The sequence below is a fragment of the Robertmurraya sp. FSL W8-0741 genome, assembly GCF_038004005.1.
In the GTDB taxonomy this organism is placed as follows: domain Bacteria; phylum Bacillota; class Bacilli; order Bacillales; family Cytobacillaceae; genus Robertmurraya; species Robertmurraya siralis.
Genome location: NZ_JBBOQG010000001.1, coordinates 540974 through 565611, shown reverse-complemented (window position 1 = coordinate 565611; position 24638 = coordinate 540974). Strand labels below are relative to the sequence as shown.

The window sequence follows — 24638 nt, the reverse complement described above, 5'->3', positions numbered from 1 at the left end:
AGGATCAAAAGGACACTTTATTTTTGAGAGATCTTCATTTTAATCGTGCACTATTATTTTCATACGTGATTTCGTCTTGCAAAATCTACAAATCTAAATTTATCTGGACGATGTCGTGATTCTGTATATTGGAATAGACTAGCGTCGTCTAAATAGACATAATTTTTAATGATGACAACATTGTGGAAGCCATCCAGATCTAGCAGCCTTCTATCTTCCGACGTCGGCTCTTCAACGATGATTTCCTTTTTGGCAAAGCTTATATTTAGCTGTAAATCATTTTCAAGATATTCATAGATTGAGTTTTCACAAACTTCCCTTGTCAGCTCGGGAACAAATTTTTTATTTAAATAATCCTTATCTAAAATAACATTTTCTCCATCAATCTCGCGCACGCGAAAAACTTGCCAAACAAAGTCCTTGCTTGAAAGGGAGAGTTGGCTTTGTATATGCTGCTCCGGCCTAACTAACGACAGTTCATGAACGATGGTCCGGTGCTTTTTCCCCATTTTCGTTGTTAATTCCTTAAAGCTAGTCAGACCGGAAACAGGGAAATCGACCTTTTTACTTTTAATCACGATGGAGCCCTTTCCCCTAATCTTTTGTATATAGCCATTTTGTGATAACAGATTTAACGCCTTCCGAATGGTTTCCCTTGAAGTATTATAATGATCCTTCAACTCATGCTCTGAAGGCAAAAGAGAATTAAAGGCGAGTTCCCCCGCCTCTATCTTCTCTACAATATCGTTATGAATCATTAAATACTTATTTATCATGTTAAAAAACTCCAATTTACTTTTTTAAATAGTAGATAATCGATTCATACGGACGCAATGTAAATCCTTTCAGATCTTGTGATGAATCAGGATAGTTTGAAAGAAGGATTTCACTTGCGTAGCCCTCGATGTCCACATGCGCTGGTAACGTAAACTCAACGTCATTTGCATAGAAGTTGTTTACCACCAATAATTTTTCCGCAGCATTTTCCCGTATATAAGCAAAAATAGCATCATGCTCCGGTAAAATCAATTGATAATTGCCATCTGTCACAATATCATAATCTTTTCTCAGTTGGATTAATTTTTGATAATGATAGAAAATCGAATTATCGTCCGCTAAAGCATTTTTCGCATTGATCTCCTTGTAATTGGCTGCCGTCCCAATCCACGGAGTGCCAGTTGTAAATCCAGCATGTTCACTGTCATCCCATTGAACAGGCGTTCTTGAATTATCCCGAGACTTTTGCTTAAGAATATCATAAATCTCTTGTTCTGATTTTCCGCTTGCCTTTAAAATTTGGAACATGTTTAATGATTCAATATCGCGATACTCGTCAATCTTATCAAAATTTGGATTGGTCATTCCAAATTCTTCTCCTTGATAAATATAAGGAGTCCCTTGCATCATATGCATGGTTGTCGCCAGCATTTTTGCTGATTCACGATGATACTCCTTGTCATTGCCGAAGCGGGAAACGATTCTCGGTTGGTCATGGTTGCACCAGAATAAAGCGTTCCAACCGCCCCCTTTATTCATCTCCACTTGCCATTCAGAGAGAATTTGCTTGAGCTTTAAAAAATCAAAATCAGCTTTTGTCCACTTTTCCCCATTCGGATAATCGACCTTCAGATGGTGGAAACTAAAGACCATGTCCAGTTCTTTACGCTCTGGATTTGTATACTTAATGCAATTTTCAATAGAGGTCGAAGACATTTCTCCCACTGTCATCATATCATATTTTGAAAATACCTCTGCATTCATTTCATGAAGATACTCATGAACTTTCGGCCCGTCTGTGTAAAACTTCCGCCCATCCCCAGGTAGTTCATCATTAAGAAATTGCTGATCCTTTGAAATGAGGTTAATCACATCTAAACGGAAGCCATCAACTCCCTTATCAAGCCAATACTTCATCATCTCATAGACAGCACTTCGAACTTTATTATTTTCCCAATTCAAATCTGCCTGTGTGACGTCAAACAAATGAAGATAATATTGGCCAGTTTGCTCGTCATATTGCCAGGCGTTGCCTCCAAACTTTGACTCCCAATTTGTCGGAGGCTCCCCATCTTTGCCATCTTTCCAAATATAAAAATCGCGATATTCATTCTCCTTGGAAGAGCGGGATTCAATAAACCATTGATGCTCAGTAGATGTATGATTGACGACAATATCCATAATAATTTTTATATCGCGTTTATGCGCCTCTGCTAAAAGCTGCTCTAAATCTCCCATCGTTCCATACGGCTCGTATATATGAAAGTAGTCACGAATATCGTAACCATTATCATTTTGCGGCGAATCATAAATCGGAGTAATCCACACAACATCGACACCGAGATTGGCCAGATAATCCAACTTTTGTATTATTCCCTGTATATCACCGACACCATTGCCGGTCGTATCACAAAAACTTTTCGGATAAATTTGATAAACAACTGCTTTTTTCCACCAAGGTTGAGTCAATCTACTCACCTGCCCTTTACCTTTTTTATTTGGTTTTGAGATCATTTAACTTGTCTCAAATCAAGATGATTTTTTCTAGTGGTTATCCCAATAGCAAAGAGCTAAATTTCCACAAATTTAATCTACACTGAATAGTAAAAGAGGAACAAGTAAATGTCCCTCTCCCTTATTTTATTTGCGATTAAAAGAAATTTTGCCTACATTAGCTCGAGCGAAGATAATAGTTAAAATGAATGGAATCACGATCGCTACAACCATCGCAATCGCAAAGGTTACCATATGCTGAGGTTGAATAGAAAGAATTCCTGGCAATCCGCCCACACCAATGGAGTTTGCCATCACATTGCTTCCTACTGAAATCACAGCCGCAACTGCTGACCCAATCATCGCTGCTAAGAATGGGAAGCCATATTTCAAGTTAATCCCAAACATTGCCGGCTCCGTTACCCCAAGATAACAAGAGATTGTCGCTGGGATCGAAACTTGCTTTTCTTCTTCATTCTTGCGATTAATGTAAATCATCGCTAAAACCGCAGAACCTTGGGCAATGTTTGATAAGGCAATCATCGGCCAAAGATTCGTGCCGTGAAATTCACTCATCAATTGAAGATCAATAGCATTTGTCATGTGATGCAACCCTGTAATAACTAACGGTGCATAGGCAAAACCAAATACCGCCGCAAACAACCAACCAAATGCAGAAGTTAAACCAGAATAGACAATATCAGAAATGAAAGCTCCGATTTGCCAACCGATTGGTCCAAGAACAGTATGAGCGATTAATACAGTTGGAACTAATGCAAAGAATGGAACAACAATCATAGAAATTGCATTTGGAACAATTTTCCTCAATTGCAATTCAAGATATGAAAGAAGTAAGCCTGCAAAAATTGCCGGTATAACTTGAGCCTGATAACCGATCATGTCAATTTGAGCAAATCCGAAATCCCAGAATGGAATTTCCACTGCGTCTGCTACCCCGTAAGCGTTTAAAAGTTGCGGTGACACGAGCGTAATTCCGAGTACAATTCCGAGTATTGGTGTAGCTCCCATTTTCCTTGCTACAGCCCATGTAATACCAACAGGGAGGAAGTGGAAAATTGCTTCCCCAATAAGCCATAAAAAGGCATGTGTTCCAGCCCAAAATTGAGAAATCTCAATTAATGACTTCGTTCCATCTTCAAACATTTTAATGTCACCGATTACATTTCGGAAACCAAGAATGAGACCCCCAACAACTATTGCTGGAATGAGTGGTGTGAAGATGTCTGCAAGATGAGCAATCATTCTTTGCAGGAAGTTCATATTTTGCTTAGCCGCTTCCTTTGCTTCATCCTTTGATGTATCACTTACTCCCGCTATTTTTGTAAATTCATTATAAAAGGATGATACTTCATTCCCAATGATCACTTGAAATTGCCCCGCCTGTGTAAACGTTCCTTTCACAAGGCTAATGGCTTCGATTTTTTCAACATTTGCTTTTTTCGGATCTTTTAATACAAAACGCATTCTTGTCGCACAGTGTGTCACAACAGAAATATTGTCGCTTCCACCAATATGCTCGAGTAGCTCTTGTGCCGGTTGAGTATATTTACTCATGTATTTCCCCCACTCTCAAAAATTTATTTGGACAACTTGTATATACATGTTATATGATTGCGTTTTCATCGTAACTTGTATATACATGTTTTGTCAACTACTTTTTTAAAATTTGTGATTGGGAGCTTTCTACTTATAAAAGGGACTCTGCACCATCAATATAGATTTCACTCCCGGTTATATGACTCGATTGGCTCGAAGCAAGAAATAAGACAAGATCGGCGACCTGTTCAGGCCTTCCAGCCCGATGCTCAAGCGGCTGATTTCCCTCCGGATATTGAATAGGAATCTCCACCTTTTTTAAATTGTCTTTTTCTTTCCACGTATTTTCACTTATATTGGTTTCTATCGCACCTGGACAGATCATATTGACTCTGATTTGGTACTCTGCCAGTTCGAGAGCAGCCATTTTCCCAAATCCCATTTGTCCGATTTTAGAAGTGCTGTAGGCAGACATACCTATATTCCTATAAACGCGGTTTCCATTAATAGAACTCGTAATAATGATGCTTCCTCCATTTGCTTTCATATGAGGGATTGCATATTTCACCGTTAAAAAAGTACTCGTTAAATTGTTGGAAAGCGTTAGTTCCCATTCCTTCGGGTCCAAATCCTCTATCGGTGTTACTACCCCATTTATTCCAGCATTAGCAAAAACTAAATCTACTCTCCCCCAATGGTGCATCAGTTGTTTATAACTGTTCTCCACTTCCTTAGGTGAAGAAACATTTGCCTCTAGAACGAGAGCCTCGCTGCCCGATTTTTCAATCTGACTTTTTACTTCTTCTATGTTCTCCTTATGTAAGTCAGCTAAAGCAACTTTTGCTCCGTTTTCAGCTAACTTTAGTGCCGCCGCTTTCCCTATCCCAGAACCTGCTCCTGTCATAAAAGCGACTTGACCTTGAAGTAGTTTTTCCACGCAAGAGCCTCCTTTTACATTGATACTTTTACTATCTCCATTCCTGTTCATTTTAAAAATTTGCTGCATCTTTTCATTCAATAAAAGCGACCTTACGAGTAAATACTAAAATGAAATACTTAAAACAAAAGGTGTGTTGAAATTTGCTTACTTATTCATTTATTCTCGTATTTTGCCTGTTCTTATTGATCTTTAATAAACTCAATGCTCTTTCTTTAACAAAACTAATCCCGATATGGCTTTTTATCCTTCTTTTGCTCACTAGTTCTAAAAGTTCATACGAATGACAATTTATGATCTTTGCTCATGAGAAGGTCAGTGGTAGATTTATAGAGAAGGAGGAGTGGAAATGAGTGATAAACAATCTCTTAAAGTAAAATCTAAAATTTGGATCGAACTTAACAGCGAAGTTATTTTTGGACTTGGCCGCATTCGCTTATTTCGTGAAATTGAACGAACTGGTTCAATGAGTCAGGCTGCCGCTTTGCTAGGAATGTCATATCGAGCTGCTTGGGGGAAAGTAACGGCTACAGAAGAAAGATTGGCTATGCAGTTAGTCGAACGCCAGCAGGGAAATAGGAAAAAGGGAACTACCTTAACTCCTGCTGGGAAAGAGTTACTCCTTCAATACGAAATCTTTCAGAAAAAAGCTCAAGAGGCTGTAGATAACTTGTTTGAAGACCATCTTGGTGAACTGTTAAACCACCTTAAGCAGCATACAAATACGGAAAAAAAGATGTAGGGATGCAAAAACAATTGCTTCCCTACATCTTTTTAACTTCAAAATTCAAACAAATGATCGGAAAAAATGGGCTTCTCATCTATGTGATAAAAATCGTTCTTTTCCGAATACCGATAGTCCTTTTTATACTGATTTATATGAGCAACGATATCGCAAACCGCTTTCGCAAGATAGAGAACTTCTTTTTCTGTCATTATTGGATGAAGCGACACTCTGACCCAGCCTGGCTTTATAAAAAAATTTCCTTTATCAATTTCATTTGTTATCGCTAAAGAACGTTCTTTTCCAATTTGCAGTAAATAATGCCCGTATGTTCCTGCACAGGAACATCCTCCTCGTACTTGAATTCCATAGACATCATTTAATAATTTTACAATTAGTTGATGATGAACCTCTTCTACGTAAAATGATACAATCGGAAGCCTGTCCCATCTATGCTCTTCTAAAATAATAATTTTCTTGTTCTCTACTAAACGCTCAAGCAATAAGCGAATCAGTTTTTCATCCTGTGCCAACATGTACTCACTATCCATTTCTTCCTTTAGACGGATAGCTAAAGCTGCTTTGATTGCTTGTAAAAACCCAGGTGTTCCTCCATCCTCCCTATCCTCGATATTTGCCGTGTAAGATTTTCCACCCCATGGATTCGTCCATTGAACTGTGCCACCACCCGGACGATCAGGAACATTATTTTTATATAGATTATTCGATATAATCGCTACCCCCATTGAACCAGGGCCACCTAAAAACTTATGTGGTGAAAAGAAGATCCCATCTAGATGCTCAGACTGGTTTTGAGGATGCATATTAATTGATATATACGGAGCGGAAGCCGAAAAATCAACAAAACAAACGCCAGCATAGCGATGCATCACATCCGCCAGTTGATGATAAGGTGTCTGAACACCTGTGACATTTGAACAAGCGGTAAAAGCTCCGATTTTCATCGGTCTATCCGTATAATTCTTTATAACCTTTTCCAGCATTATAGGTGATACCTTCCCATCTGCATCAGGGGGAATCACAACCACATCAGCAACCGTCTCTTCCCAAGAAATATGATTGGAATGATGCTCCATATGCGTGATAAAAACGACTGGTTTTTGTATGTCACTGACCATCTCCGCATACTTTTCATGAAGTGTTAAACCTAAGATTCTTTGTACCTTATGTAATGCACTGGTCATGCCTGTCCCTTCAAAGAAAAGAAGATCACTTTCATAAGCGTTTACATGTTTTTTAATGATACTTTTTGCTTCCTTATACGCCCATGTCATCCTTTTTCCGGTTACATTCGTCTCCGTATGAGTATTGGCAACATAAGGACCAAACTGATAAAGAATTTTATCTTCTATCGGTTTATACAACCTTCCGCTAGCTGTCCAATCTGCATAGAGAATCCGTTTGTTTCCATAATGTGTTTGAAAAACTTGCTCATTTCCAATGGTATTTTCTCTAAAATGATGAAAGTGTTTTTCTAAATCCATCTTTTAATCCTTCCCAAACTCATTCTCACAGAAAAGCGAATCGTCCATATTCACGATTCGCTTTTCTTGTTAAGCTACACGGTGTAAGACTTCGACTCTGGCTGGAGTTGCTGTTCATTATGTTCATCTTGCTCTTGCACTTCGTTATACCAAATTTCATGATGATGCTCTGCATATTCCGAATCCATATATCCCGTTGCCATCGCATTAAAAGAGGCTCGTTCACTCGGATGAAATACAGTGAGATAAATATGTACACCAAAAAATAGTGTAATGATTAATGCAGATATATCGTGCACGACCAACATCATTATTTTTACAGTTTATCCCATACTATGGTTAAAACTGGATTAAGAAGGTTTTATATATGACAGCTCAGAATCAACATTCTCTTGCCAAAAATAGTATGTTTGGAGTACTCAATTAAAACAGCAAAATCCGTATATGGTCGCATGGTGGTCGGCTGTATTCTCTGGTTTTGGGCCTTACTTGCTTTGCCAATATTTAAGAGGCACCTTTTTAACATTAGCCGAGGTGATCCTCAATACATTGGCCCATATTAACGAAGGAATGATTTATTCCTTCTGTGGCCAATTTGAACTTGCCAAAGTAGTAATTGAACCTAAATGGGCTTTCGGGTACTTAACCATTTATTTAGTAGCAATCGCAGATAGCTACCGTTCGGCAATATATCAAAATAAGCTCCATCACCTTGCTGTTTTGGAATACAAGGGCATTCGTAGACTGCATATTTCCCCAATGGAAATTCAATATATTGAAAAGAAAAATCCAATCATTGGCGCTTTATACTCTTTCTTCCATCCTGGATTAGGCCAATTATACAATCATCGTTTTGGACTTGCCTTCTATGCCATGTTGTGGTGATGGATTTATGCAGCGCTTTCAAACTTGCACCATTCCCTTTGTTTGCTCTTGCAAGGCCATTTTGAAGAATCAATTGCCATACTTCATCCCCATTGGCTACTCTTTATGCCATCTGTATTATTTGCTTCTATTTACTTCTCATATCGAACAAGCATTGAGCACAACAAGCTTTTTCAAATAGAGCAGCGCTATTTGCTAAAAAATAGATACCAACAGGCTAAACTGCGAATATTTACGTAATCAGGTAGGTGCTTTTTACATGTTGATTATCGGTCTATTTAAACAATCAATCGAGTTAGAGCAGGCACTTGCTGAACTGGAAAAAATCATTTCAAGGGAACGTATACTGATTGCTTTCATGGACTCAGGTGAAAACAAAAATGATCTAAACAACCCCCACGCTTTTGAAGTAGGAATTTCATTTGGAACCGCAGGCGCTGTAATTGGAGCTTCCTGCGGATTTGTCTTAACATTAGGACCCATTCTCTGGGGGCTCTTCGGAACGGCCATTGGTTTTGCGCTCGGATTACTTGCTTATTCTCTCGTTAAAAACGGGAGAAAGAGACAGAAGCAAGCGGATAGAATGGATGAAGCAACCATTATTATACAATGTGAAGCAGAGCAAACGAGAAAAATTATTGTGCTCCTGCAAAAATATCAGGCTCTTTCGGTTGGACAAGTAGAGCTGCCACAAGAAACGGAAAACGAGAACAGCCATTCCTGATCCTTTTTATTTGTACAACTTCACTGTTTCCTCCAAAAAATTCACAAATTGAGCAATATAACTCTTTGGCTTCAAAATTTTAATTTTATTTCCAAATCCGGCTAAAAACTGGTAAGCATATTGACTCTCAGGCAATTCAATTGTCGTTATGTAACTTCTCGTATCCACTTTTGCAACTGCATTTTTCCCATATCTCTCAATAAATTGCTCCCTTACAGCAACATCAAGCAACAGCTGTACACTCACCAAATCTTGACGTTTGCTATCCTTTTCTTCCTTTACCTTCTTATCGGACCTTGGGACGAAAAAACCATCTTTTTTGAGATTTAAAATCCTTGTTAACTTAAATGTTCGATAATCTTCACGTTCTAAACTATAACCAAATAAATACCAATGCATCTCGTTTAAATGAATTTTATAGGGTTCTACAGATCTATATGTTGTGTGTCCATTTTGATCCACATAATCAAATTTTAATAACCAATGATTCTCAATCGCTTGACTGATAAACGAAATTTCTTCTTTGATTTCCTTTCTCCCTGGCCACTCGTAAAAAGTCAAATCCAGTTTTGGAGAGATATTTACGTTCGTCATTGCTGCGATTTTTTGAATCGTTGCTTGAATTTCGTTATTCGTGATTAACTGCTCAAACCCACCTAAAGCCACAAGAATATTTTCAATATCTTTGTGGTTTAATAGTCGTTTATCGAACTTGTATTCCTCCATTAACGCATATCCCCCTTCAGCACCATATTCGGCATAAATAGGGATGTTAGCATAACTTAATGCCTCCATATCACGCTGAATCGTTCGCTTCGACACATTAAAAAGGTGACTGAACTCTGATGCCGAAACCACTTCCTTCTGTAACAAGATCATCACGATCGAGATAAGTCTCTCAATTTTTTTCATACTTCCCTCCTATATACGACATACATATGTCGCCTATCTCCTATTATACTTCAATCATGAAAGGAGGAAATACATGATGAACACTATTGCGTATTTACAATTTGACGGAAAGGCAGCAGAAGCACTGGCCTTTTACGAGCAGGCACTACAAGTGACAAGCAGCAAAAAGGTGAAATTTGGTGCTTTTGGTCAAGATCCAAATTTTCCATTATCAGATGAAGAACAAAACATGATTATGGAATCTCGAATTGAATTTTCAGGGAATATTTTAATGCTCTCTGACGTACTGCCTTCTATGCAAGCTGTGACAGGCGAGGTAAAAAGAGGGAATAATGTTTTAATTAGTATTATCGATGCTGATCCTGAAATGAATCAACACTATTTCGAAAGTCTCTCCAAAGGTGGTACTGTAATCATGCCGTTATCTTCAACTCCATGGTCAGCAAGTTTTGGTTTGTTAGTCGATAAATTCGGTATAACGTGGAAATTTAATAGTGATGCGAGTAAATTTTTAAATAGTTTCGTTAATTAGAATTAACCCATACTTTGGCAATAGACATATAACAATCACTAAATATAAACTGGGAGATATTTAAGCAATACCTAAAAACACATAAAATACTAAATAACATAGAAAAAGTATAAATATCGTTATTGACTAGACACCGATCAGTGTCATATAATTACGACACTGATCGGTGTCTTTTTTTCAGAAAGGGGGATGATTTTGAATAAAACTCACCCAAAGCATGACATTTATGTAGCAATCGCAGATCCTACAAGAAGAAAAATAATACGTTTGTTGGCAGATGCAGATGAGTTACCTCTTCACGAATTAACTGCGCAATTTCAAATAGGTCGTACTGCAGTATCTAAACATTTAGCTATCCTTAAAGAAACTGATTTAGTAATTAACCGTAAATTAGGCAGAGAAACAAGATACCGGCTAAATGCAGCTCCTCTACAGGAAGTTAAGGATTGGTTATCTTTTTATGAGAAGTTTTGGAATGAAAGAGCTACTTTACTAAAAAAAATATTGGAGGAGTAAATGAATGGCTGATTTATCATTAGATTTTCAATTTAAGAGTACTATCAATAAGGTATGGAATGCCCTAACCACTTCGGAAATTCTGGCACAATGGGTTATGGACAATAATTTCAAGCCAATCGTAGGATACAAATGCCAGTTTCGCAACGATGAAATAGACCTAATTGTAGATAGTGAAGTATTGATAGTGGACAAGCCTTATAAATTATCTTACACGTGGGTAGGTGGTTCCATTAATACTATAGTGACATGGACGTTAAAACAAGAGGGTGATACAACATACTTACACCTTGAACAGACTGGGTTCGAAGAAGAGGGTCAAGCATTCAATGGTGCTAAATATGGTTGGGCTTATAAAGTTGATGAACTTAAAAAAGTGTTAGCAGAGATGTAAAAATAACTCTGACGATATTTTAAAATATTCAACGCGACAGTGTGACCATAGCGTTAATTTTGGGAGGAAAAACGATGGATGATTTTTTAGCAGAAATTGATGACCCTTTTCACCGGGAAAGGACAGAGGAGATATTTACCTGGATAGAACAAAAATATCCAAATTTAAAGGCAGAAATCAAATGGAATCAGCAGATGTTTACTGATCATGGCACTTTCATAATCGGCTTTAGCGTTTCTAAAAAACATTTAGCCGTTGCACCAGAAAGTATAACTATAACTCATGTAGAGGATGATATTGTGAAGGCTGGATACGACTACACTAAGGAGTTAATTCGAATTCCTTGGAATAATAAACCAGTTGAATACTCACTTCTAGAGAAAATGATTGAGTTTAATATTTGGGACAAGGCAAACTGTTCGACTTTTTGGAGGAAATAAACGGCATTTCGAAGCTAGGAAGGAGTTGGTTGAATGAATTTCTTAAAGGATTCGTTGTCCATTTTCAAAAAGAGAGAAATACCTTTTTTAGAGTACTATAAAGAATCAGAAGACGTATATACTTTTCTATTTGAAAAAGAAAAGGATTTAACCTGGAAAGCTGGGCAACATGGGTTGTTTAATATAACTCATAAGAAAATTAAAAATCCTACACGACCTTTCACTTTGGTAACTACGCCATCTGAAGATATTGTTAAAATTACTACAAAAATTGATGAAAATCCAAGTGAATTTAAGAATGCACTGTTAGAACTGAAGCAGGGAATGAAAGTAAGTATGAATGGACCAGTTGGGGGCTTTTATTTAAAAGAGAACAATCCTTCACTCTTAATTGCCGGTGGAATTGGAATTACACCATTTAGAGCAATGTTAAAGCAGATAGAAGAAGAAGGAATTGGTAATCAGGAGCCGATACAACTACTCTATTTGGATAGTGAAAAGGCATTTTTGTTTAAAGATGAACTTGATAGCATTGCAAACAATGCTTCAATTACTATAACTTACATTGATTCAAGGGATAACTTATATCAGGAGATAGAAAGATTTTCAACCTTGTATAATAGTAAAGGTAAATACTTGATTGCAGGACCAACGTCAATGATACAATCAATTTCTACTTATTTACAAAATAATGGCACTCCAAAACGGAATATTAAAAAGGATGTCTTTTTCGGATATAAATAAGAATGGAGCAAGGAAAACCACGTTATCAATTTAAAGAGACAAGGCCAGAAATAGAGCACTAACGTAGAAGCGGCATAACATATTTTATATGACTAATATGTTATGCCTAATAATTTTAGCTCTTAATAAAAAATCTGCATTTGATTGCCTTTTCATTACCTACACATGTTATTTTATTCTGATAACTAGCAGCTTTTCTATAGATTCTGGCTCTTTCCTTATTTCGTTTCTCGATGCAAAGTATGTTTTTTTAATCTTGGCGAATATTTCATGAGTTCAATCCGATCAGGGTTATTTCTTTTGTTCTTCGTGGTAATGTAATTGCGATCTCCTGTTTCTGTGCATGCTAAAGTAATTTTGACTCTCATTTTTCTTCCTCCTTTATTAGTTAGCGATTGTGAATGCTGGAAGCGGATCGTCCAAATCGCTCCAATTCATGTTCATTTCTTCGTCAGTTAACAAGCAATCATCTAATGTCGATTCAATTTCTCTTTGGTTCATATCGATCCCGATCATGACGAGTTCGATGATCCGATCTCCAAATTTTTCATCCCATCTTTCCAATAACTCAGGCTCCTCCTTGAGCATTTGTTCTCTTTCCGATTCAGAATAAGCCGCAATCCATTCACCTGCTCCCTGAATCATAATAGAAGGACCAGCTTGTGAAAGTAAGCCTGTTATATGATTGCGAGTGGCTAGCCAGAAAAAGCCCTTTGCCCGTACAATATCCTCTGGCCACTGTTCGAGCCATTTCATCCATCTTTCCGGATGAAAAGGTCTTTTTCTGCGATAAACGAAGGAAGAAATTCCATACTCTTCTGTCTCTGGAACATGTTCCTCATTCAATTCTTTTATCCAGCCTGCTCCTTGACTTGCTTCCTCAAAATCAAATAGATTCGTATCTAAAATTTCATGTAAAGGCACCTGTGCTTGAATACTTTCCACTATTTTTGCGCCTGGATTTAATTTTTGAAGGACAGCTTTCAATTCTTGAACATCCTCTTTATCGACTAAATCAATTTTATTTAAAAGAAGCACATTAGCAAATTCAATTTGATCGATTAATAAATCAACGACTTCGCGCGTGTCCAGTTCATCGTTGGCTTGATTTCGCTCAAGCAAAGTTTCCCCTGAAGCAAAATCATGCCAAAAACGATTCGCATCGACAACCGTTACCATTGTATCCAACTTACATAATTCACTTAAATTGATCCCTAAGTTCTCATCAATATAAGTAAAGGTTTGAGCAACAGGAATTGGCTCTGAAATTCCAGAAGACTCGATTACAATGTAGTTAATATCACCTTGCTTCACAAGTTTTTCCACTTCAATGATCAAATCTTCCCTTAATGTACAGCAAATACAACCATTTTGAAGCTCCACTAACTTTTCATCGGTTCTAGAAAATCCTCCTTGCTTGATCATCGAGGCATCTATATTTACTTCACTCATATCATTGACGATAACGGCAATTTTTTTATTATCTCGATTAGCCAAAATATGATTTAGCAACGTTGTTTTTCCAGATCCTAAGTATCCGCTTAATACTGTTACTGGTATTTTTCCCATACTTTATTAGCACTCCTTCAATTAATTCGTAATTATTACGATTTAAAATATAATAATAGCTCCTCCTTTTTACTTACTAAATCGTGAACATAAGTTTTCATAACAATGAGGGACAAAGCCGGATAGCAATCGTATTTAAATCGTAAAGATTACGATTTAAATAATAATACACCGATCTGTAAAGATCAAGTTTTTTCAATATGTAGAGCGAATTAAAAAACTTATCACGACGCTGAGGTAAAAATTTTGCATTTTCATCCTCCTTCGTTTTTAATTACAAATGTAATGTTTTAAAAATCTTTGATAAGGGATGATGATATGATCTCACTAAAAGGAAAAACAGCTATCATTACCGGTGCAGGCAGAGGTATTGGACGTGCAGTCGCCGTAGCATTAGCAAAAGAAGGTGTTAACTTAGGATTAATAGGCTTGACAATGTCCAATCTTGAGAAGGTTGCTGCCGAGCTTGAAACCTATGATATCAATATTTCCGCAGCAACAGCAGATGTTGCAGACCTTGAAGCGGTTAGCCATGCAGTTGAACATATCAAATCAGATCTTGGTCCCATTGATATCCTCATTAACAATGCTGGAACAGCTAAATTCGGAGGCTTCCTAGACTTGACACCAGAAGAATGGGAGAACATTATCCGCGTAAATGTAATGGGTGTCTACAATGTAACAAGAGCCGTTTTACCAGAGATGATCGAAAGAAAATCCGGTGATATCGTCAATATTTCTTCTACGGCTGGTCAAAAAGGTGCTCCTGTAACAAGTGCCTACAGCGCCTCTAAATTTGCTGTTTTAGGATTAAGCGAATCGCTAATGATGGAAGTGAGAAAGCATAATATCCGCGTCACAGCATTAACACCGAGCACCGTGGCCACTGATTTAGCAATTGAAACAAATCTCATTTCTGGAAACACTGAAAATGTGATGCAACCGGAGGATTTAGCTGATCTCCTTGTCGCAGGTTTAAAACTAAACCCAAGAGTATTCATCAAAACAGCAGGCTTATGGTCGACAAATCCGTAAATCATATAATCCCAACGTTAAAAGGGGCGATTCTTTACGAATGCCCCTTTTTTGTTATAAAGTTTGCCCATACATACCTCAAGTTTTTTCCTGTGTTTTCTTTAATGCAAAATCAAACAATCCTGAATCCTTTGCTGAACGGATGGCAATGTAAACAAAAGGGCCCAATATCAATCCCATGACACCAAAAAACACAAAACCGAAGTACATTGTTAGTACCGTTGGCAATGCATTAAGACCTATTGAATCACCCAGCACTTTCGGTTCAATGGCACGCCTTAGGATAAGAAGGATAACAGCAAGAACAATAAGTTGAATACCTGTATTCATATCTCCAATTATGGCAGCCAAGATCCCCCATGGAACAAGGATAAGTGCAGGACCAACGTAAAGTGGAATAATATCAACCACCCAAATTATAATTGACATAATCAGGGCAGCCCGCGGTGAAATAAATAGAAGACTAATATAGGTAATAAGGAAAACCCCAATACTAAGAACAAATTGTGCTTTCCAATACCCTAAAAAGACTTTGTTCATCTGCTGAGAAACAAAACGCAATTTGTCCGATGTCTCTGTTTTAAATAAGTTGTAAAATATGGTGACTAATTTCGGTAGATCTAAACTGATTAAGAAAAAAGTAATCAAATAAACAAGTGTCACAAATAACATATTAGGGATAGACTGTAGCCATATACCAAGAGAATTAATTAATTGTGTAGTAATTTGCGTTACGGTATTAATGAGGGCATCTGACTGTTTTTCTAACTCAATAATAATCAGGTGACCTTGTGGAATTTCTTCAACAAACTGATTAAATCGAACAATCAAATTATTAGTAAATTGTTGTATTTCTACTGCATATTCGGGTATATTAATGGACCACTCATATATGGAGCTTGCAACCTTAGTTAAGATAATGTACAAGCTAGCACCACATATGATAATAAAAGTTGAAAAAACAATTATAACCGGTAGCAATCTTTTTTCTGCCTTTAACTTTTGCTGAAGCCATTTAACAAAAGGCTCAAAAACAATGGCTGTTAAAAGAGCTAATAACACAGGTAAAAATGCAGAAAAATAAATATAAATAAAAACTCCTACTATCAATATAAATACTGTCATTAAAATTCGTTTAATAAGACTTTGTTTTGACAATCGTCAATCTTCCTCCCAATTCCCTTACTAAGCAGGTTAAGTTTTTCTTCCCTTATCCTCATCCTAATCTGTGTACAGACGAATGTAAATTTTAAGAATCCTTACTTACTCTAATTATATTACTATAAAAAGTTTTACTTTAACTAAAGTATTCCTTAACAAATTCAATATATTGATTATTGTGAAAAGAAATACAATTTTGTATATTTTTCATGGTATATTCTCCACAAGCAATGATTGTTTATTGCTTATTGACCTATTGAAGTACTGACTGCCTATTTCCTCAACACAAGGAGCATCAATTTCCTTTAGTTGAAAAATTGCCCATCATTCTTCCATTTCCTTGTCTCCTTCTATTTTCCCATTTTCTATTGCGTTCTTCAACTCTGGAAAGATTTTTTTCATGCTCTCGGAATTACAGGCGAACATGTCCCCTTTTATTGATGGCTGGATTGCGTGAAAATTCATCTTTAATTTGCAAGATATACGAATTCATTGAAGGGTTTTTGAGGTTGATCTGTGGATCTCTCTTTTAATGATCGAAGCTTAAAAAGCAAGTGAAGAATAACGAGGTATTTAGCTTCACTTGCTTTAGTGTTTTGGAATTTTTCAGTCATTAACCAAATATATGAAATACAAAGTTAAAAAGAAATAGGCTAGCAATGACGTATAACGTAACGGAGACTTCTTTTGCTTTTCCAATTGCAATCTTTAAGATCGGATACAAAATAAAGCCAACAGCGATTCCATCTGCAATACTATAAGTGAAAGGAATCATCGCGATAATAAAAATCGCAGGAAAGCTTTCACTCAAATCTCCTAAATTCAGATTACGGATGTTTTGCAGCATTAATCCTCCAATAATAATTAGGATTGGTGCAACGGCACTATTCGGGATCAGCTTAATGACCGGAATAAAAAATGCTGAAAGAAGAAACAAAGCACCTGTTGTCACAGTTGTTAAGCCTGTTCTCCCGCCTGCAGCCATCCCTGCTGTACTTTCAACCGTTGCGACAGTTGGACTTGATCCAAACAAACCAGATAGAAAGACTGATATCGAATTAGCCTGAAATGCACGTGAAAATCGATCTGAACGGTTTATGAAAGAAACATGACCATGCACCAGTCCGATGTTTTCAAAGACGAGCACCATCGTTAAGGAAAAAACAGCAATCCAAAAGCCAAATGACAGGACATTATCAAAGGAAAAAGCTCCAACTACGGCGGTATAATCAGACAGTGAAAAAGTTTCTGATTGCCCCTCTTCAAAATGAATTCCGCCAAATACCCAGGCTAAGGCTGTTCCTACTACGACTGTAATTAAGAAGTTCCCAGGAACATTGCGTAAAAACAATACAATTGCAATGAGGAACGTTAACATTGTTGCAAGTACCTGCGGTTCACCCAAATCACCTAATGCAATGATCGAGTTTGTTCCCTTTTCCACAATGCCGCCCTTTTCAAGTCCGATGAGCATAAGAAAGAATCCAAGTCCGATCGTAATAGCTTCTTTCAATGACTGAGGAATCGAGTCACTCAACGTTTTCGAAAACCGCGAGAAGGCCACGAGCATAAAAATCATTCCTGATACTAAGACAACAGCTAATGCTTCTTGCCATGACATGCCCATCGATTGGACAATTGTGTATGAAAATAAAGCATTCACACCCATCCCAGGAACGAGAAGAATCGGGACATTCGCCCAAAACCCCATTAAAAAGCAACCTGCAAAGGAAGTCACAATCGTTGCCATTATCGCTGCTTCCAGCGGAACTCCAGCTTCTGATAGAATAAGTGAATTGACCGCAATAATATAGACGATCGTAAAAAAGCTCACTATCCCCGCTAACAACTCTCTCTTAATCGTTGTCTCATTCTTTTCCAGCTGAAAAAATCGATTAAACATCTATAATACCTTACTATTCAATTAGCCCTCTCCCTACCCGCTCTCCCTAAAAAATAGGTGAGCCACAAACAGATATTGTAACAGAATTTACTGTTCCTGCCAACACTCACGCTTAAAGCAAAAAAACACTTCAACAGTAAAGGACATCCCATTGTTAAACATACAGCTAACAATGAGATGTCCTGGTTTTTAATTATTATTTACTTACTTCTACGACTAATAATTCATCTTGTCCTGCGCGAACAGACTGTTTATCATTTTTCGTAATCGACTGCATTTGATCTGTATTTGTGATTACGATCGGAATGATATCACTTGCTGCCTTTTCCCTTACTAATTCAGGATCAAAGGTGATTAGCTTGTCACCCGCTTTAACGGAATCCCCCGTTGCAACATGTGCTTCGAATCCTTCCCCATTCATCCCAACTGTTTCTAGTCCGATATGGATTAAAATTTCAACACCGTTCTTCGTTTGCAGTCCGACAGCATGCTTTGTCGGGAAAACTTGAACAACTTTTCCTTCAATTGGAGAAACCACTGTTCCATTCAAGGGCTTAATCGCAGCACCATCACCCATCATTTTTTGCGAAAACACCGGATCGGGTACTTCTGATAACGGGATAATTTCTCCATCAACAGGTGAATAGATTGTTACTTTCGTTTCTTTTTTACCAAATAATTTTGACAACATAGCATATAACCACCTTTCTGATAAGCGCTACTAAACGATTGCTATACAAAGAATATGAATCTTAATAAAAGAAATCCTGCAAATAGTGATAATGCGAGTAAAGTCAAGGCCACAGTTTTTTCAAGGGCTGTTAATGGCTGTGGCTCTGAAGCTCTCGGGAGTTTTCTTTTTTCTAACAAAGCAAGGATGAACATGACGATATTCCCTACGACCATTTGAGAAACAAGCAAATAAGTAAGGAAACGATCACCTCTTCCTTCTTTAACCCGCTCTTCCTTTGGAATTTGCTTAAGGAAATGACCCCATATCGGATTAATAAAAGCAACCAACATAAGTACAACATAGATAGGCTGTAAATTCAATAATCCTTTAATCGACTGTTCGTTTTCTTGTAACATCGTCAATAAATATATGACATAAAGAACAGGAATAAGAATTGATAAAACGAGGATCGCTGTATACCATTCATTTGTCCTAGTTTGCTGTAATTCCACTAATGTCTCGCTCCTTTTTCAAGCACAAACTTGAGGGCATTTCTGGTAAGTGCACAGTTGCCACTGTGCTCCTTATATTAGATCTTCTTCACAAATTCAGTTTTTAATTTCATTGCACCGAAACCGTCAATCTTGCAATCAATATCATGATCTCCATCGACTAAACGAATATTTTTTACTTTCGTTCCTTGCTTTAAGACGGATGAACTTCCTTTTACTTTTAAATCCTTAATCACTGTCACCGTATCCCCATCACGTAATACGTTGCCATTTGCATCCTTGTAAATCTTCTCTTCTTCCACTTCACTAGTCAGCGTCCATTCATGGGCGCACTCTGGGCATACGAGCAAAGCCCCATCCTCATACGTGTACTCTGAACTACAATTTGGGCAATTTGGTAAATGGCTCATCTATTCTCCCCCGCTATTGGATTTTTCCACATATAATTACTATAACAAAAAAGTTCTATTATTGAACCGAACTTTTTAGATTCAAGGAAACGTTAAGGGAAAAATCCGTTTTAATTATTAAGAGGAAGCCAACCTGTTATTATCGCTCCGCCGCTCTCATGATTTGCTGCAACTAAATCTCCGCCATGCTGCCTCAAGATTCGTCTAGCAATAGCTAGCCCTAATCCAGTTCCTCCGGTAGCACGGTTTCTTGATGCTTCACCACGATAAAGCGGTTCAAATACACGTGCCAAATCTTCCGAAGTGAATCCTTCCCCTGTATCTTGAATTTTAAAAATCAAGTTATCATTATCTTTTTCACAGGTGACAACTATTTTCCCATACATAGGGGAATATCGCACCGCATTATCTAATAAATTATTCAGGGCACGTTCTAACAGATGTGCGTCCCCCTTCACAAAGCAAGCTTCTTCCAAATGAGACAAGTCGAACGAAATAGACTTGTTTTGCGCCTGCAGAACTACACTGTTAATAACTCTCTGCAAAAGCTGATTAAAATCAAGCTCTTTCTTATTCAGCTTTTCATCATGGTATTCAGACTTTGAAAATGCAAACAACTCCTCCACAAGCTGATCGAGCTGAGCTGATTTTTCCTTGCATACAGCTAAATACCTTGCCCGTTTTTCTTCAGTGTCCGCAATTCCACTTTCAAGACCATCTAAATAACCTCGCAAGGCAAACAATGGGGTCCGCAAGTCATGAGCCAATGCCGCGATCATAAAACGCCTTTCATCCTCCAGCTCCATTTGTTTTTGAAAGGAATCCTTCAACCCCCTTACCATCACATTAAACCCTTCATGCACCTCACTAATTTCGGCAATTCGGGATGTTGGCAGTTGAATATCTAAATCACCTTCTGCAATTTGCCGTGCACCTTTGCTCATACTTTCTAACGGTTTAAGAATATACTTTCGCAGGAGAACGCCAACAAGCATAAATGCTGTAAGTAAACCGACAAAAGCTGCGATGATCTGCATTGTTCTTGAATCCGTTTGTGAGATCACAACTCGACCTAGAACCTCCCCTTCCTCAAGAATAGATAATTGTTCTGTTCTTAAAAAAGCCCGTTCTCGTTCCGTCCCTGTATGGAATACTAATTGACCTGCCCCCGACCATATGGAAACATCCAATTGGGATCCTTCCACTTGCTCTCTTAATTGCTCCTGCCATGAGGGCACCGTCCACATATCAACATTTTCTTCAATCATGCTCACTGCTGCTTCGATTTGCTCCAGTTGAGTATCATCGATTCTGAAAGTAAATGTACTCGTTACGAGAAAATGAGCAACGACGTAAAACAGCCATGGAAGAGTGAGGATGAGTGCGAAGCAAAGCACTGTAAATTTACGAATACGAATCGTTTTCATTTTATTCCCCTTTAAAACAGTAGCCTATCCCCCAAACATTCTTGATAAACTGCGGAGCGTTCGGATTAGGCTCAATTTTTTCACGAAGACGACTAAGCTGGACGCGGACGGTATGTTTATCGCCAACCCCTTCCCAAAATCGCTCTAATAATTGCTCATAAGTAAAAACATGCTTAGGATGTTCGGCAAATAATCTTAGCAAATCATACTCTTTTGGCGTTAAAGAAACAGATTGTCCATCTAGCAATACTTCTCTTGTCGATAAGTCCAATGTAAGCCGGTCATAATCGATAACGTTTCTTTTAGGCTGAGAATGGGAACGTCTCAATACAGCCTTCACTCTTGCGACAATTTCTCCCGGTGAAGCTGTTTTAACAATGTAATCATCTCCTCCAAGCGCTAATCCGCGGATTTTATCGATATCATCGCTGCGAGCACTCAAAAAAAGAATGGGAACATCACTTTCTTCACGAATTTGTCTACAAAGCTCAAACCCACTTTGCCCCGGCATCATAATATCAAGGATAAGTGCGTGAATGGCATTTTCCTCTAGAACAACTAATGCTCGTTTTGCATCATGAGCGATTTTTACAGAGAATCCTTCATTTTCCAAAAAATCCCTCAAAAGTTCCACAATGCTTTTATCATCATCCACCACTAAAATGGTTTGTTTGGCCTCCACGCTTCCACCTTGCTTTCGCTACAACTAAAATTTACCTCTAGTTTACCATTTTACCCCTACAGAACAAGTAAGGCCGAAATGTTGTGATCGTTTTGTGACTTTTTTGTCCATTTATTTGTGACATCTTACCGCTATTCTATTTTATACACAGCCCAAAGTAAAAATGGAGGTAATGAATATGAACGTACAAATTGTATTATTTGATGGCTTTGATTTACTTGATGCCATCGCTCCTTTTGAGGTATTCACTGCCGCTGCCATGTACAGCCATGAAGATATTACAGTCAAGCTCGTATCAGCAGAAGGAAAAAGACTGGTCAGAAGCGGTGTTAATGACGTACCGCTTCAAGCCGTTGATAAACTGAATATACATGACCGAGGTATTATTGTCGTTCCAGGAGCTTCTGGTTCTATTAATCATTATGGTCCTGATTCCATCCCCGTAAAATTAAAAGAAGCTTCCGAAACCGTGTTAGGGAGCATGCTCAAGGAAGCAATGGACAACACGGAGATCCTTCTTTCCACTGTTTGTGGCGGCTCTCTTATTTTAGCCATGGCTGGTTTATTGACAGACCGCCATGCGGTTACACATCATTTGGGAATGGAGCTTTTAAATGCCACCAATGCGATAGCTGTGAACGCACGGGTAGTAGACGACGGAGATCTTGTTACAAGCGGCGGCGTAACTTCCGGACTCGATCTTGCTCTCTATTTAGTTGAGCGCGGATGGGGACCTCGCATCGCACACGCAGTCGAGCAATTATTCGAATATGAACGCAGAGGAACCGTTTGGAAAAATGACGGAAACGCCCCTCAAGAAGTTCATGATGAAAGTGTGAAAGAAGCAGCAAGTTCCCATTCTCTCACTGCCACATCAGACGGCATTGAATTTGTAGGAAAATGGGACGCAACGATTAATACGCCTATTGGCAAGCTAGCTGTCTTATTTGATATAAAAAACAACGACGGGAAACTGACGGGTACGGGTAAACAAGGAGAAGATATCGTTCCTTTGGACGACGTTACCATAGAAGGGAATTCACTAAAATGGTCAATGAAAGTGTCCAAGCCGATGCGTCTTACACTAAAGTTCACTGTCTCAGTTGATGGCGATATCATATCTGGTGAAGCGAAGGCAGGCATGCTTCCTTCATCAAAATTAATCGGAGCGAGAATTTCATAAGGTGGTGATTTCATGTATGCTATTCTAGTATTTTTTCATGTGATAAGCGCAATATTTTTAGGCGTGTTTCTTACCTTTCCTATTATTATCAAGCGTCTTTTCTCTCAAACGGGCCAGGAATTAAAGACCGTCATTACGACTTTTTTAAGCTTTACCCGTGGTGGCCATTATGCCTTAGTTCTTATACTGATTACTGGAGGATGGATGACTATGGGCTATTCAACCTATCCCTCCACTGAGTGGGTTATCATTGCCACACTGCTGCTTGCCCTCATTGGCGCCATGATTGGAATGATCAACACTCTTTTGAAAAAAATACTTTCATCAGAACAGCCCGAGGAAAATTTAATAAACAATCGTGCAAAGCTGAAATGGTATGGGTGGTGTCTCTTTTTATTCATCATAGCAGCGAGCTTCATCATGACAAATCGAGGTTTATTTGCATAAAGCCCATTGGAGGAATCGTTTATGAAAAAGTCAATTAAAATTGCTGTCGTTATCATCCCGATCTTATGGATTCTCCATACACTATCAAAAAACTTTATCGTTGATCCGAACTTCGAGACGTTTATATCTAGAAAAGAGGAAATGTTAACAAACCAAGACTTGTGGACATTCATGATACGGATCCATATTCTACTGGCAGTGCTCTCTCTTCTCACAGGACCATTGGGTGTTCTTAAAAAAATAAGGATAAAATCATTGTTCTTCCACCGTTGGAATGGTCGGCTTTACGTCATTTCCATCATCCTTAACTTTATTCCAGGTGTCTACGTTTCATTTTTTGCAACCGGTGGATGGCTGAGCACCTTAGGATTTCTTATCTTAAATATATTGTGGCTCGGTACAACCGTCTTAGGCTATTGGTATATTAAAGGCGGGAAAGTCACCCTTCATCGTCAATGGATGCTCCGAAGCTTCTTTCTTTCATTTGCCAATATGACGATTTATATTGTGGTCACGATTGCACATCATGTCATCCATATTCCTTATGGAACTTCATATACTTTAGCCGTCTGGCTCTGTTGGTTCCTTAATCTTATCGCTGCAGAGTTTGTTATAAGAAAGAACGTGTTTACTTAATGACTGCTGCTAATTTTTATAGAATCGGCAAACGCAGCGAGGCCAAAAGAGCAAAATGCCTGCGGAGCCATTGTTGGTTCCTGCAAAGCTACAACTACCAAAGGAGCTGTCCTTCGTGTTCAGCTCCTCCCTTTCAGACGAATATTTCATTTCCCTGTCCGGATTCGATTTTAGTCTTAATAGCCGTTCTCTTCGGTCCATTCTCTCGTCTTTTCTGCTCGTTCTGGTCCATTAGAACCTCGTTTCCGACTTTCCCTTCGTTTTCTCCGCTCGTTCCAGTCCAATAGAGCTTCGTTTCGCACTTTCTCTTCGTTCTCTCCGCTCGTTCCGGTCCAATAGAGCTTCGTTTCCGACTTTCCCTTCGTTTTCTCCGCTCGTTCCGGTCCAATGAGGACACTTCCTTAAATTCACTCCTCGTCACAAGCGCTTCCAAGAGAGTTCGTTCGCCCCTGCCGCTCCGTCTAAAATCAAATAAACTGTGATACTTGCTAGCATTCGATATTTCCCCTCATTAGCCGCATCGTGTTCTCCTCAATCGAGTGAACTATCGGTTCCATCACTGAGGAAAAAAGAGACCACCGCCTTAGCGGTGGACAAATTTTCAAATAAAGTTTTTTCTTAATTAACGAGCCCACAGCTC

Annotated in this window: 29 protein-coding genes; 12 read left to right on the top strand and 17 right to left on the bottom strand. The window is 38.3% G+C overall.

Annotated features, from left to right (window positions below; genetic code table 11):
* Positions 1-59: 59 nt before the first annotated feature.
* The 4 genes from treR to NST02_RS02795 all read right to left on the bottom strand — a co-directional run bounded on the left by treR (position 60) and on the right by NST02_RS02795 (position 4984).
* Positions 60-776: a trehalose operon repressor gene (treR, locus tag NST02_RS02810; RefSeq protein ID WP_095312398.1), complete on the bottom strand. Its 717-nt coding sequence runs from the start codon at positions 774-776 to the stop codon at positions 60-62.
* Positions 777-792: 16 nt separating this feature from the next.
* A complete protein-coding gene (gene treC, locus NST02_RS02805) occupies positions 793-2511 on the bottom strand; it encodes an alpha,alpha-phosphotrehalase (RefSeq protein ID WP_328592002.1) in 1719 nt (572 codons plus the stop codon).
* Positions 2512-2637: 126 nt separating this feature from the next.
* A complete protein-coding gene (gene treP, locus NST02_RS02800) occupies positions 2638-4065 on the bottom strand; it encodes a PTS system trehalose-specific EIIBC component (RefSeq protein WP_095312395.1) in 1428 nt (475 codons plus the stop codon).
* Between the two features lie 133 nt (positions 4066-4198).
* Positions 4199-4984, bottom strand: a complete 786-nt coding sequence (locus NST02_RS02795; RefSeq protein WP_340947919.1) for an SDR family oxidoreductase — start codon at positions 4982-4984, stop codon at positions 4199-4201.
* A gap of 349 nt (positions 4985-5333) precedes the next feature.
* On the opposite strand from NST02_RS02795, the gene NST02_RS02790 reads away from it, so the two are divergent.
* Positions 5334-5726 (top strand): winged helix-turn-helix domain-containing protein, encoded by a 393-nt coding sequence (locus NST02_RS02790; protein WP_095312380.1) that lies wholly within the window; start codon positions 5334-5336, stop codon positions 5724-5726.
* Between the two features lie 38 nt (positions 5727-5764).
* Here NST02_RS02790 and NST02_RS02785 read toward each other — a convergent pair whose 3' ends face one another.
* Positions 5765-7213: an aminotransferase class V-fold PLP-dependent enzyme gene (locus NST02_RS02785; RefSeq protein ID WP_095312377.1), complete on the bottom strand. Its 1449-nt coding sequence runs from the start codon at positions 7211-7213 to the stop codon at positions 5765-5767.
* 74 nt (positions 7214-7287) lie between these two features.
* Positions 7288-7524: a hypothetical protein gene (locus NST02_RS02780; RefSeq protein WP_340947916.1), complete on the bottom strand. Its 237-nt coding sequence runs from the start codon at positions 7522-7524 to the stop codon at positions 7288-7290.
* Positions 7525-7657: 133 nt separating this feature from the next.
* Between NST02_RS02780 and NST02_RS02775 the strand changes: the two genes are divergently transcribed.
* Entirely contained in the window at positions 7658-8098 is a 441-nt protein-coding gene (locus NST02_RS02775) for a hypothetical protein (RefSeq protein WP_211344113.1), read from the top strand.
* 259 nt (positions 8099-8357) lie between these two features.
* Complete coding sequence (locus NST02_RS02770) at positions 8358-8822, top strand: hypothetical protein (protein WP_137743791.1); 465 nt, start codon at positions 8358-8360, stop codon at positions 8820-8822.
* Between the two features lie 6 nt (positions 8823-8828).
* Here NST02_RS02770 and NST02_RS02765 read toward each other — a convergent pair whose 3' ends face one another.
* On the bottom strand, positions 8829-9734 hold the full coding sequence (locus NST02_RS02765; protein WP_095312362.1) for a helix-turn-helix transcriptional regulator: 906 nt from the start codon (positions 9732-9734) through the stop codon (positions 8829-8831).
* A 76-nt stretch (positions 9735-9810) separates the two neighbouring features.
* Between NST02_RS02765 and NST02_RS02760 the strand changes: the two genes are divergently transcribed.
* From NST02_RS02760 to NST02_RS02740, 5 genes are all read left to right on the top strand, one after another.
* Positions 9811-10266: a VOC family protein gene (locus NST02_RS02760; RefSeq protein WP_095312386.1), complete on the top strand. Its 456-nt coding sequence runs from the start codon at positions 9811-9813 to the stop codon at positions 10264-10266.
* A gap of 195 nt (positions 10267-10461) precedes the next feature.
* Positions 10462-10782, top strand: a complete 321-nt coding sequence (locus NST02_RS02755; RefSeq protein WP_095312359.1) for an ArsR/SmtB family transcription factor — start codon at positions 10462-10464, stop codon at positions 10780-10782.
* A 4-nt stretch (positions 10783-10786) separates the two neighbouring features.
* Entirely contained in the window at positions 10787-11176 is a 390-nt protein-coding gene (locus NST02_RS02750; RefSeq protein ID WP_340947913.1) for an SRPBCC family protein, read from the top strand.
* Between the two features lie 74 nt (positions 11177-11250).
* Positions 11251-11616, top strand: a complete 366-nt coding sequence (locus tag NST02_RS02745) for an iron chaperone (protein ID WP_095312357.1) — start codon at positions 11251-11253, stop codon at positions 11614-11616.
* A gap of 33 nt (positions 11617-11649) precedes the next feature.
* Positions 11650-12360: an FAD-dependent oxidoreductase gene (locus NST02_RS02740; RefSeq protein ID WP_340947911.1), complete on the top strand. Its 711-nt coding sequence runs from the start codon at positions 11650-11652 to the stop codon at positions 12358-12360.
* Between the two features lie 218 nt (positions 12361-12578).
* On the opposite strand, the gene rpmG is transcribed toward NST02_RS02740, so the two are convergent.
* Together rpmG and NST02_RS02730 are read right to left on the bottom strand one after the other, a co-directional pair.
* Positions 12579-12728 carry a 50S ribosomal protein L33 gene (rpmG, locus tag NST02_RS02735; protein WP_095312352.1) on the bottom strand — a complete coding sequence of 50 codons (150 nt, stop codon included), beginning with the start codon at positions 12726-12728 and terminating at the stop codon, positions 12579-12581.
* A gap of 16 nt (positions 12729-12744) precedes the next feature.
* Positions 12745-13929 (bottom strand): GTP-binding protein, encoded by a 1185-nt coding sequence (locus NST02_RS02730; RefSeq protein WP_150915237.1) that lies wholly within the window; start codon positions 13927-13929, stop codon positions 12745-12747.
* Between the two features lie 318 nt (positions 13930-14247).
* Here NST02_RS02730 and NST02_RS02725 point away from each other — a divergent pair, with 318 nt between their 5' ends.
* Positions 14248-14964 carry a 3-ketoacyl-ACP reductase gene (locus tag NST02_RS02725; protein ID WP_340947901.1) on the top strand — a complete coding sequence of 239 codons (717 nt, stop codon included), beginning with the start codon at positions 14248-14250 and terminating at the stop codon, positions 14962-14964.
* A 78-nt stretch (positions 14965-15042) separates the two neighbouring features.
* Here NST02_RS02725 and ytvI read toward each other — a convergent pair whose 3' ends face one another.
* From ytvI to NST02_RS02690, 7 genes are all read right to left on the bottom strand, one after another.
* On the bottom strand, positions 15043-16122 hold the full coding sequence (gene ytvI, locus NST02_RS02720) for a sporulation integral membrane protein YtvI (protein ID WP_225310645.1): 1080 nt from the start codon (positions 16120-16122) through the stop codon (positions 15043-15045).
* 616 nt (positions 16123-16738) lie between these two features.
* Entirely contained in the window at positions 16739-18028 is a 1290-nt protein-coding gene (locus NST02_RS02715) for an NCS2 family permease (RefSeq protein ID WP_340947898.1), read from the bottom strand.
* Positions 18029-18224: 196 nt separating this feature from the next.
* Positions 18225-18719, bottom strand: a complete 495-nt coding sequence (locus NST02_RS02710; protein WP_095312342.1) for a PTS sugar transporter subunit IIA — start codon at positions 18717-18719, stop codon at positions 18225-18227.
* Positions 18720-18760: 41 nt separating this feature from the next.
* Entirely contained in the window at positions 18761-19213 is a 453-nt protein-coding gene (locus NST02_RS02705) for a hypothetical protein (protein ID WP_340947896.1), read from the bottom strand.
* Positions 19214-19290: 77 nt separating this feature from the next.
* Entirely contained in the window at positions 19291-19623 is a 333-nt protein-coding gene (locus tag NST02_RS02700) for a zinc ribbon domain-containing protein YjdM (protein WP_137743789.1), read from the bottom strand.
* 110 nt (positions 19624-19733) lie between these two features.
* Positions 19734-21050 (bottom strand): sensor histidine kinase, encoded by a 1317-nt coding sequence (locus NST02_RS02695; RefSeq protein ID WP_340947893.1) that lies wholly within the window; start codon positions 21048-21050, stop codon positions 19734-19736.
* Position 21051: 1 nt separating this feature from the next.
* Complete coding sequence (locus NST02_RS02690; protein WP_340947891.1) at positions 21052-21732, bottom strand: response regulator transcription factor; 681 nt, start codon at positions 21730-21732, stop codon at positions 21052-21054.
* A 178-nt stretch (positions 21733-21910) separates the two neighbouring features.
* Here NST02_RS02690 and NST02_RS02685 point away from each other — a divergent pair, with 178 nt between their 5' ends.
* From NST02_RS02685 to NST02_RS02675, 3 genes are read left to right on the top strand one after another with little or no spacing between them, the layout of a single operon-like run.
* Entirely contained in the window at positions 21911-22915 is a 1005-nt protein-coding gene (locus NST02_RS02685; protein WP_340947890.1) for a DJ-1/PfpI family protein, read from the top strand.
* Between the two features lie 12 nt (positions 22916-22927).
* Positions 22928-23362, top strand: a complete 435-nt coding sequence (locus NST02_RS02680; RefSeq protein WP_340947889.1) for a hypothetical protein — start codon at positions 22928-22930, stop codon at positions 23360-23362.
* 21 nt (positions 23363-23383) lie between these two features.
* Complete coding sequence (locus NST02_RS02675; RefSeq protein ID WP_095312323.1) at positions 23384-23998, top strand: DUF2306 domain-containing protein; 615 nt, start codon at positions 23384-23386, stop codon at positions 23996-23998.
* A 133-nt stretch (positions 23999-24131) separates the two neighbouring features.
* Here NST02_RS02675 and NST02_RS02670 read toward each other — a convergent pair whose 3' ends face one another.
* Entirely contained in the window at positions 24132-24386 is a 255-nt protein-coding gene (locus NST02_RS02670) for a hypothetical protein (RefSeq protein ID WP_340947887.1), read from the bottom strand.
* Positions 24387-24638: the final 252 nt, after the last annotated feature.

Coding starts and splice junctions, on each gene's coding strand:
- NST02_RS02750 (WP_340947913.1), top strand. CDS start 10,787: ATGGCTGATTTATCATTAGATTTTCAATTTAAGAGTACTATCAATAAG.
- NST02_RS02725 (WP_340947901.1), top strand. CDS start 14,248: ATGATCTCACTAAAAGGAAAAACAGCTATCATTACCGGTGCAGGCAGA.
- NST02_RS02785 (WP_095312377.1), bottom strand. CDS start 7,213: ATGGATTTAGAAAAACACTTTCATCATTTTAGAGAAAATACCATTGGA.
- NST02_RS02760 (WP_095312386.1), top strand. CDS start 9,811: ATGAACACTATTGCGTATTTACAATTTGACGGAAAGGCAGCAGAAGCA.
- NST02_RS02740 (WP_340947911.1), top strand. CDS start 11,650: ATGAATTTCTTAAAGGATTCGTTGTCCATTTTCAAAAAGAGAGAAATA.
- NST02_RS02765 (WP_095312362.1), bottom strand. CDS start 9,734: ATGAAAAAAATTGAGAGACTTATCTCGATCGTGATGATCTTGTTACAG.
- NST02_RS02710 (WP_095312342.1), bottom strand. CDS start 18,719: ATGTTGTCAAAATTATTTGGTAAAAAAGAAACGAAAGTAACAATCTAT.
- NST02_RS02675 (WP_095312323.1), top strand. CDS start 23,384: ATGAAAAAGTCAATTAAAATTGCTGTCGTTATCATCCCGATCTTATGG.
- NST02_RS02730 (WP_150915237.1), bottom strand. CDS start 13,929: ATGGGAAAAATACCAGTAACAGTATTAAGCGGATACTTAGGATCTGGA.
- NST02_RS02790 (WP_095312380.1), top strand. CDS start 5,334: ATGAGTGATAAACAATCTCTTAAAGTAAAATCTAAAATTTGGATCGAA.
- treP (WP_095312395.1), bottom strand. CDS start 4,065: ATGAGTAAATATACTCAACCGGCACAAGAGCTACTCGAGCATATTGGT.
- NST02_RS02745 (WP_095312357.1), top strand. CDS start 11,251: ATGGATGATTTTTTAGCAGAAATTGATGACCCTTTTCACCGGGAAAGG.
- NST02_RS02770 (WP_137743791.1), top strand. CDS start 8,358: ATGTTGATTATCGGTCTATTTAAACAATCAATCGAGTTAGAGCAGGCA.
- treC (WP_328592002.1), bottom strand. CDS start 2,511: ATGATCTCAAAACCAAATAAAAAAGGTAAAGGGCAGGTGAGTAGATTG.
- NST02_RS02695 (WP_340947893.1), bottom strand. CDS start 21,050: ATGAAAACGATTCGTATTCGTAAATTTACAGTGCTTTGCTTCGCACTC.
- NST02_RS02700 (WP_137743789.1), bottom strand. CDS start 19,623: ATGAGCCATTTACCAAATTGCCCAAATTGTAGTTCAGAGTACACGTAT.
- NST02_RS02715 (WP_340947898.1), bottom strand. CDS start 18,028: ATGTTTAATCGATTTTTTCAGCTGGAAAAGAATGAGACAACGATTAAG.
- NST02_RS02775 (WP_211344113.1), top strand. CDS start 7,658: ATGGTCGCATGGTGGTCGGCTGTATTCTCTGGTTTTGGGCCTTACTTG.
- NST02_RS02680 (WP_340947889.1), top strand. CDS start 22,928: ATGTATGCTATTCTAGTATTTTTTCATGTGATAAGCGCAATATTTTTA.
- treR (WP_095312398.1), bottom strand. CDS start 776: ATGATAAATAAGTATTTAATGATTCATAACGATATTGTAGAGAAGATA.
- NST02_RS02780 (WP_340947916.1), bottom strand. CDS start 7,524: ATGATGTTGGTCGTGCACGATATATCTGCATTAATCATTACACTATTT.
- NST02_RS02685 (WP_340947890.1), top strand. CDS start 21,911: ATGAACGTACAAATTGTATTATTTGATGGCTTTGATTTACTTGATGCC.
- rpmG (WP_095312352.1), bottom strand. CDS start 12,728: ATGAGAGTCAAAATTACTTTAGCATGCACAGAAACAGGAGATCGCAAT.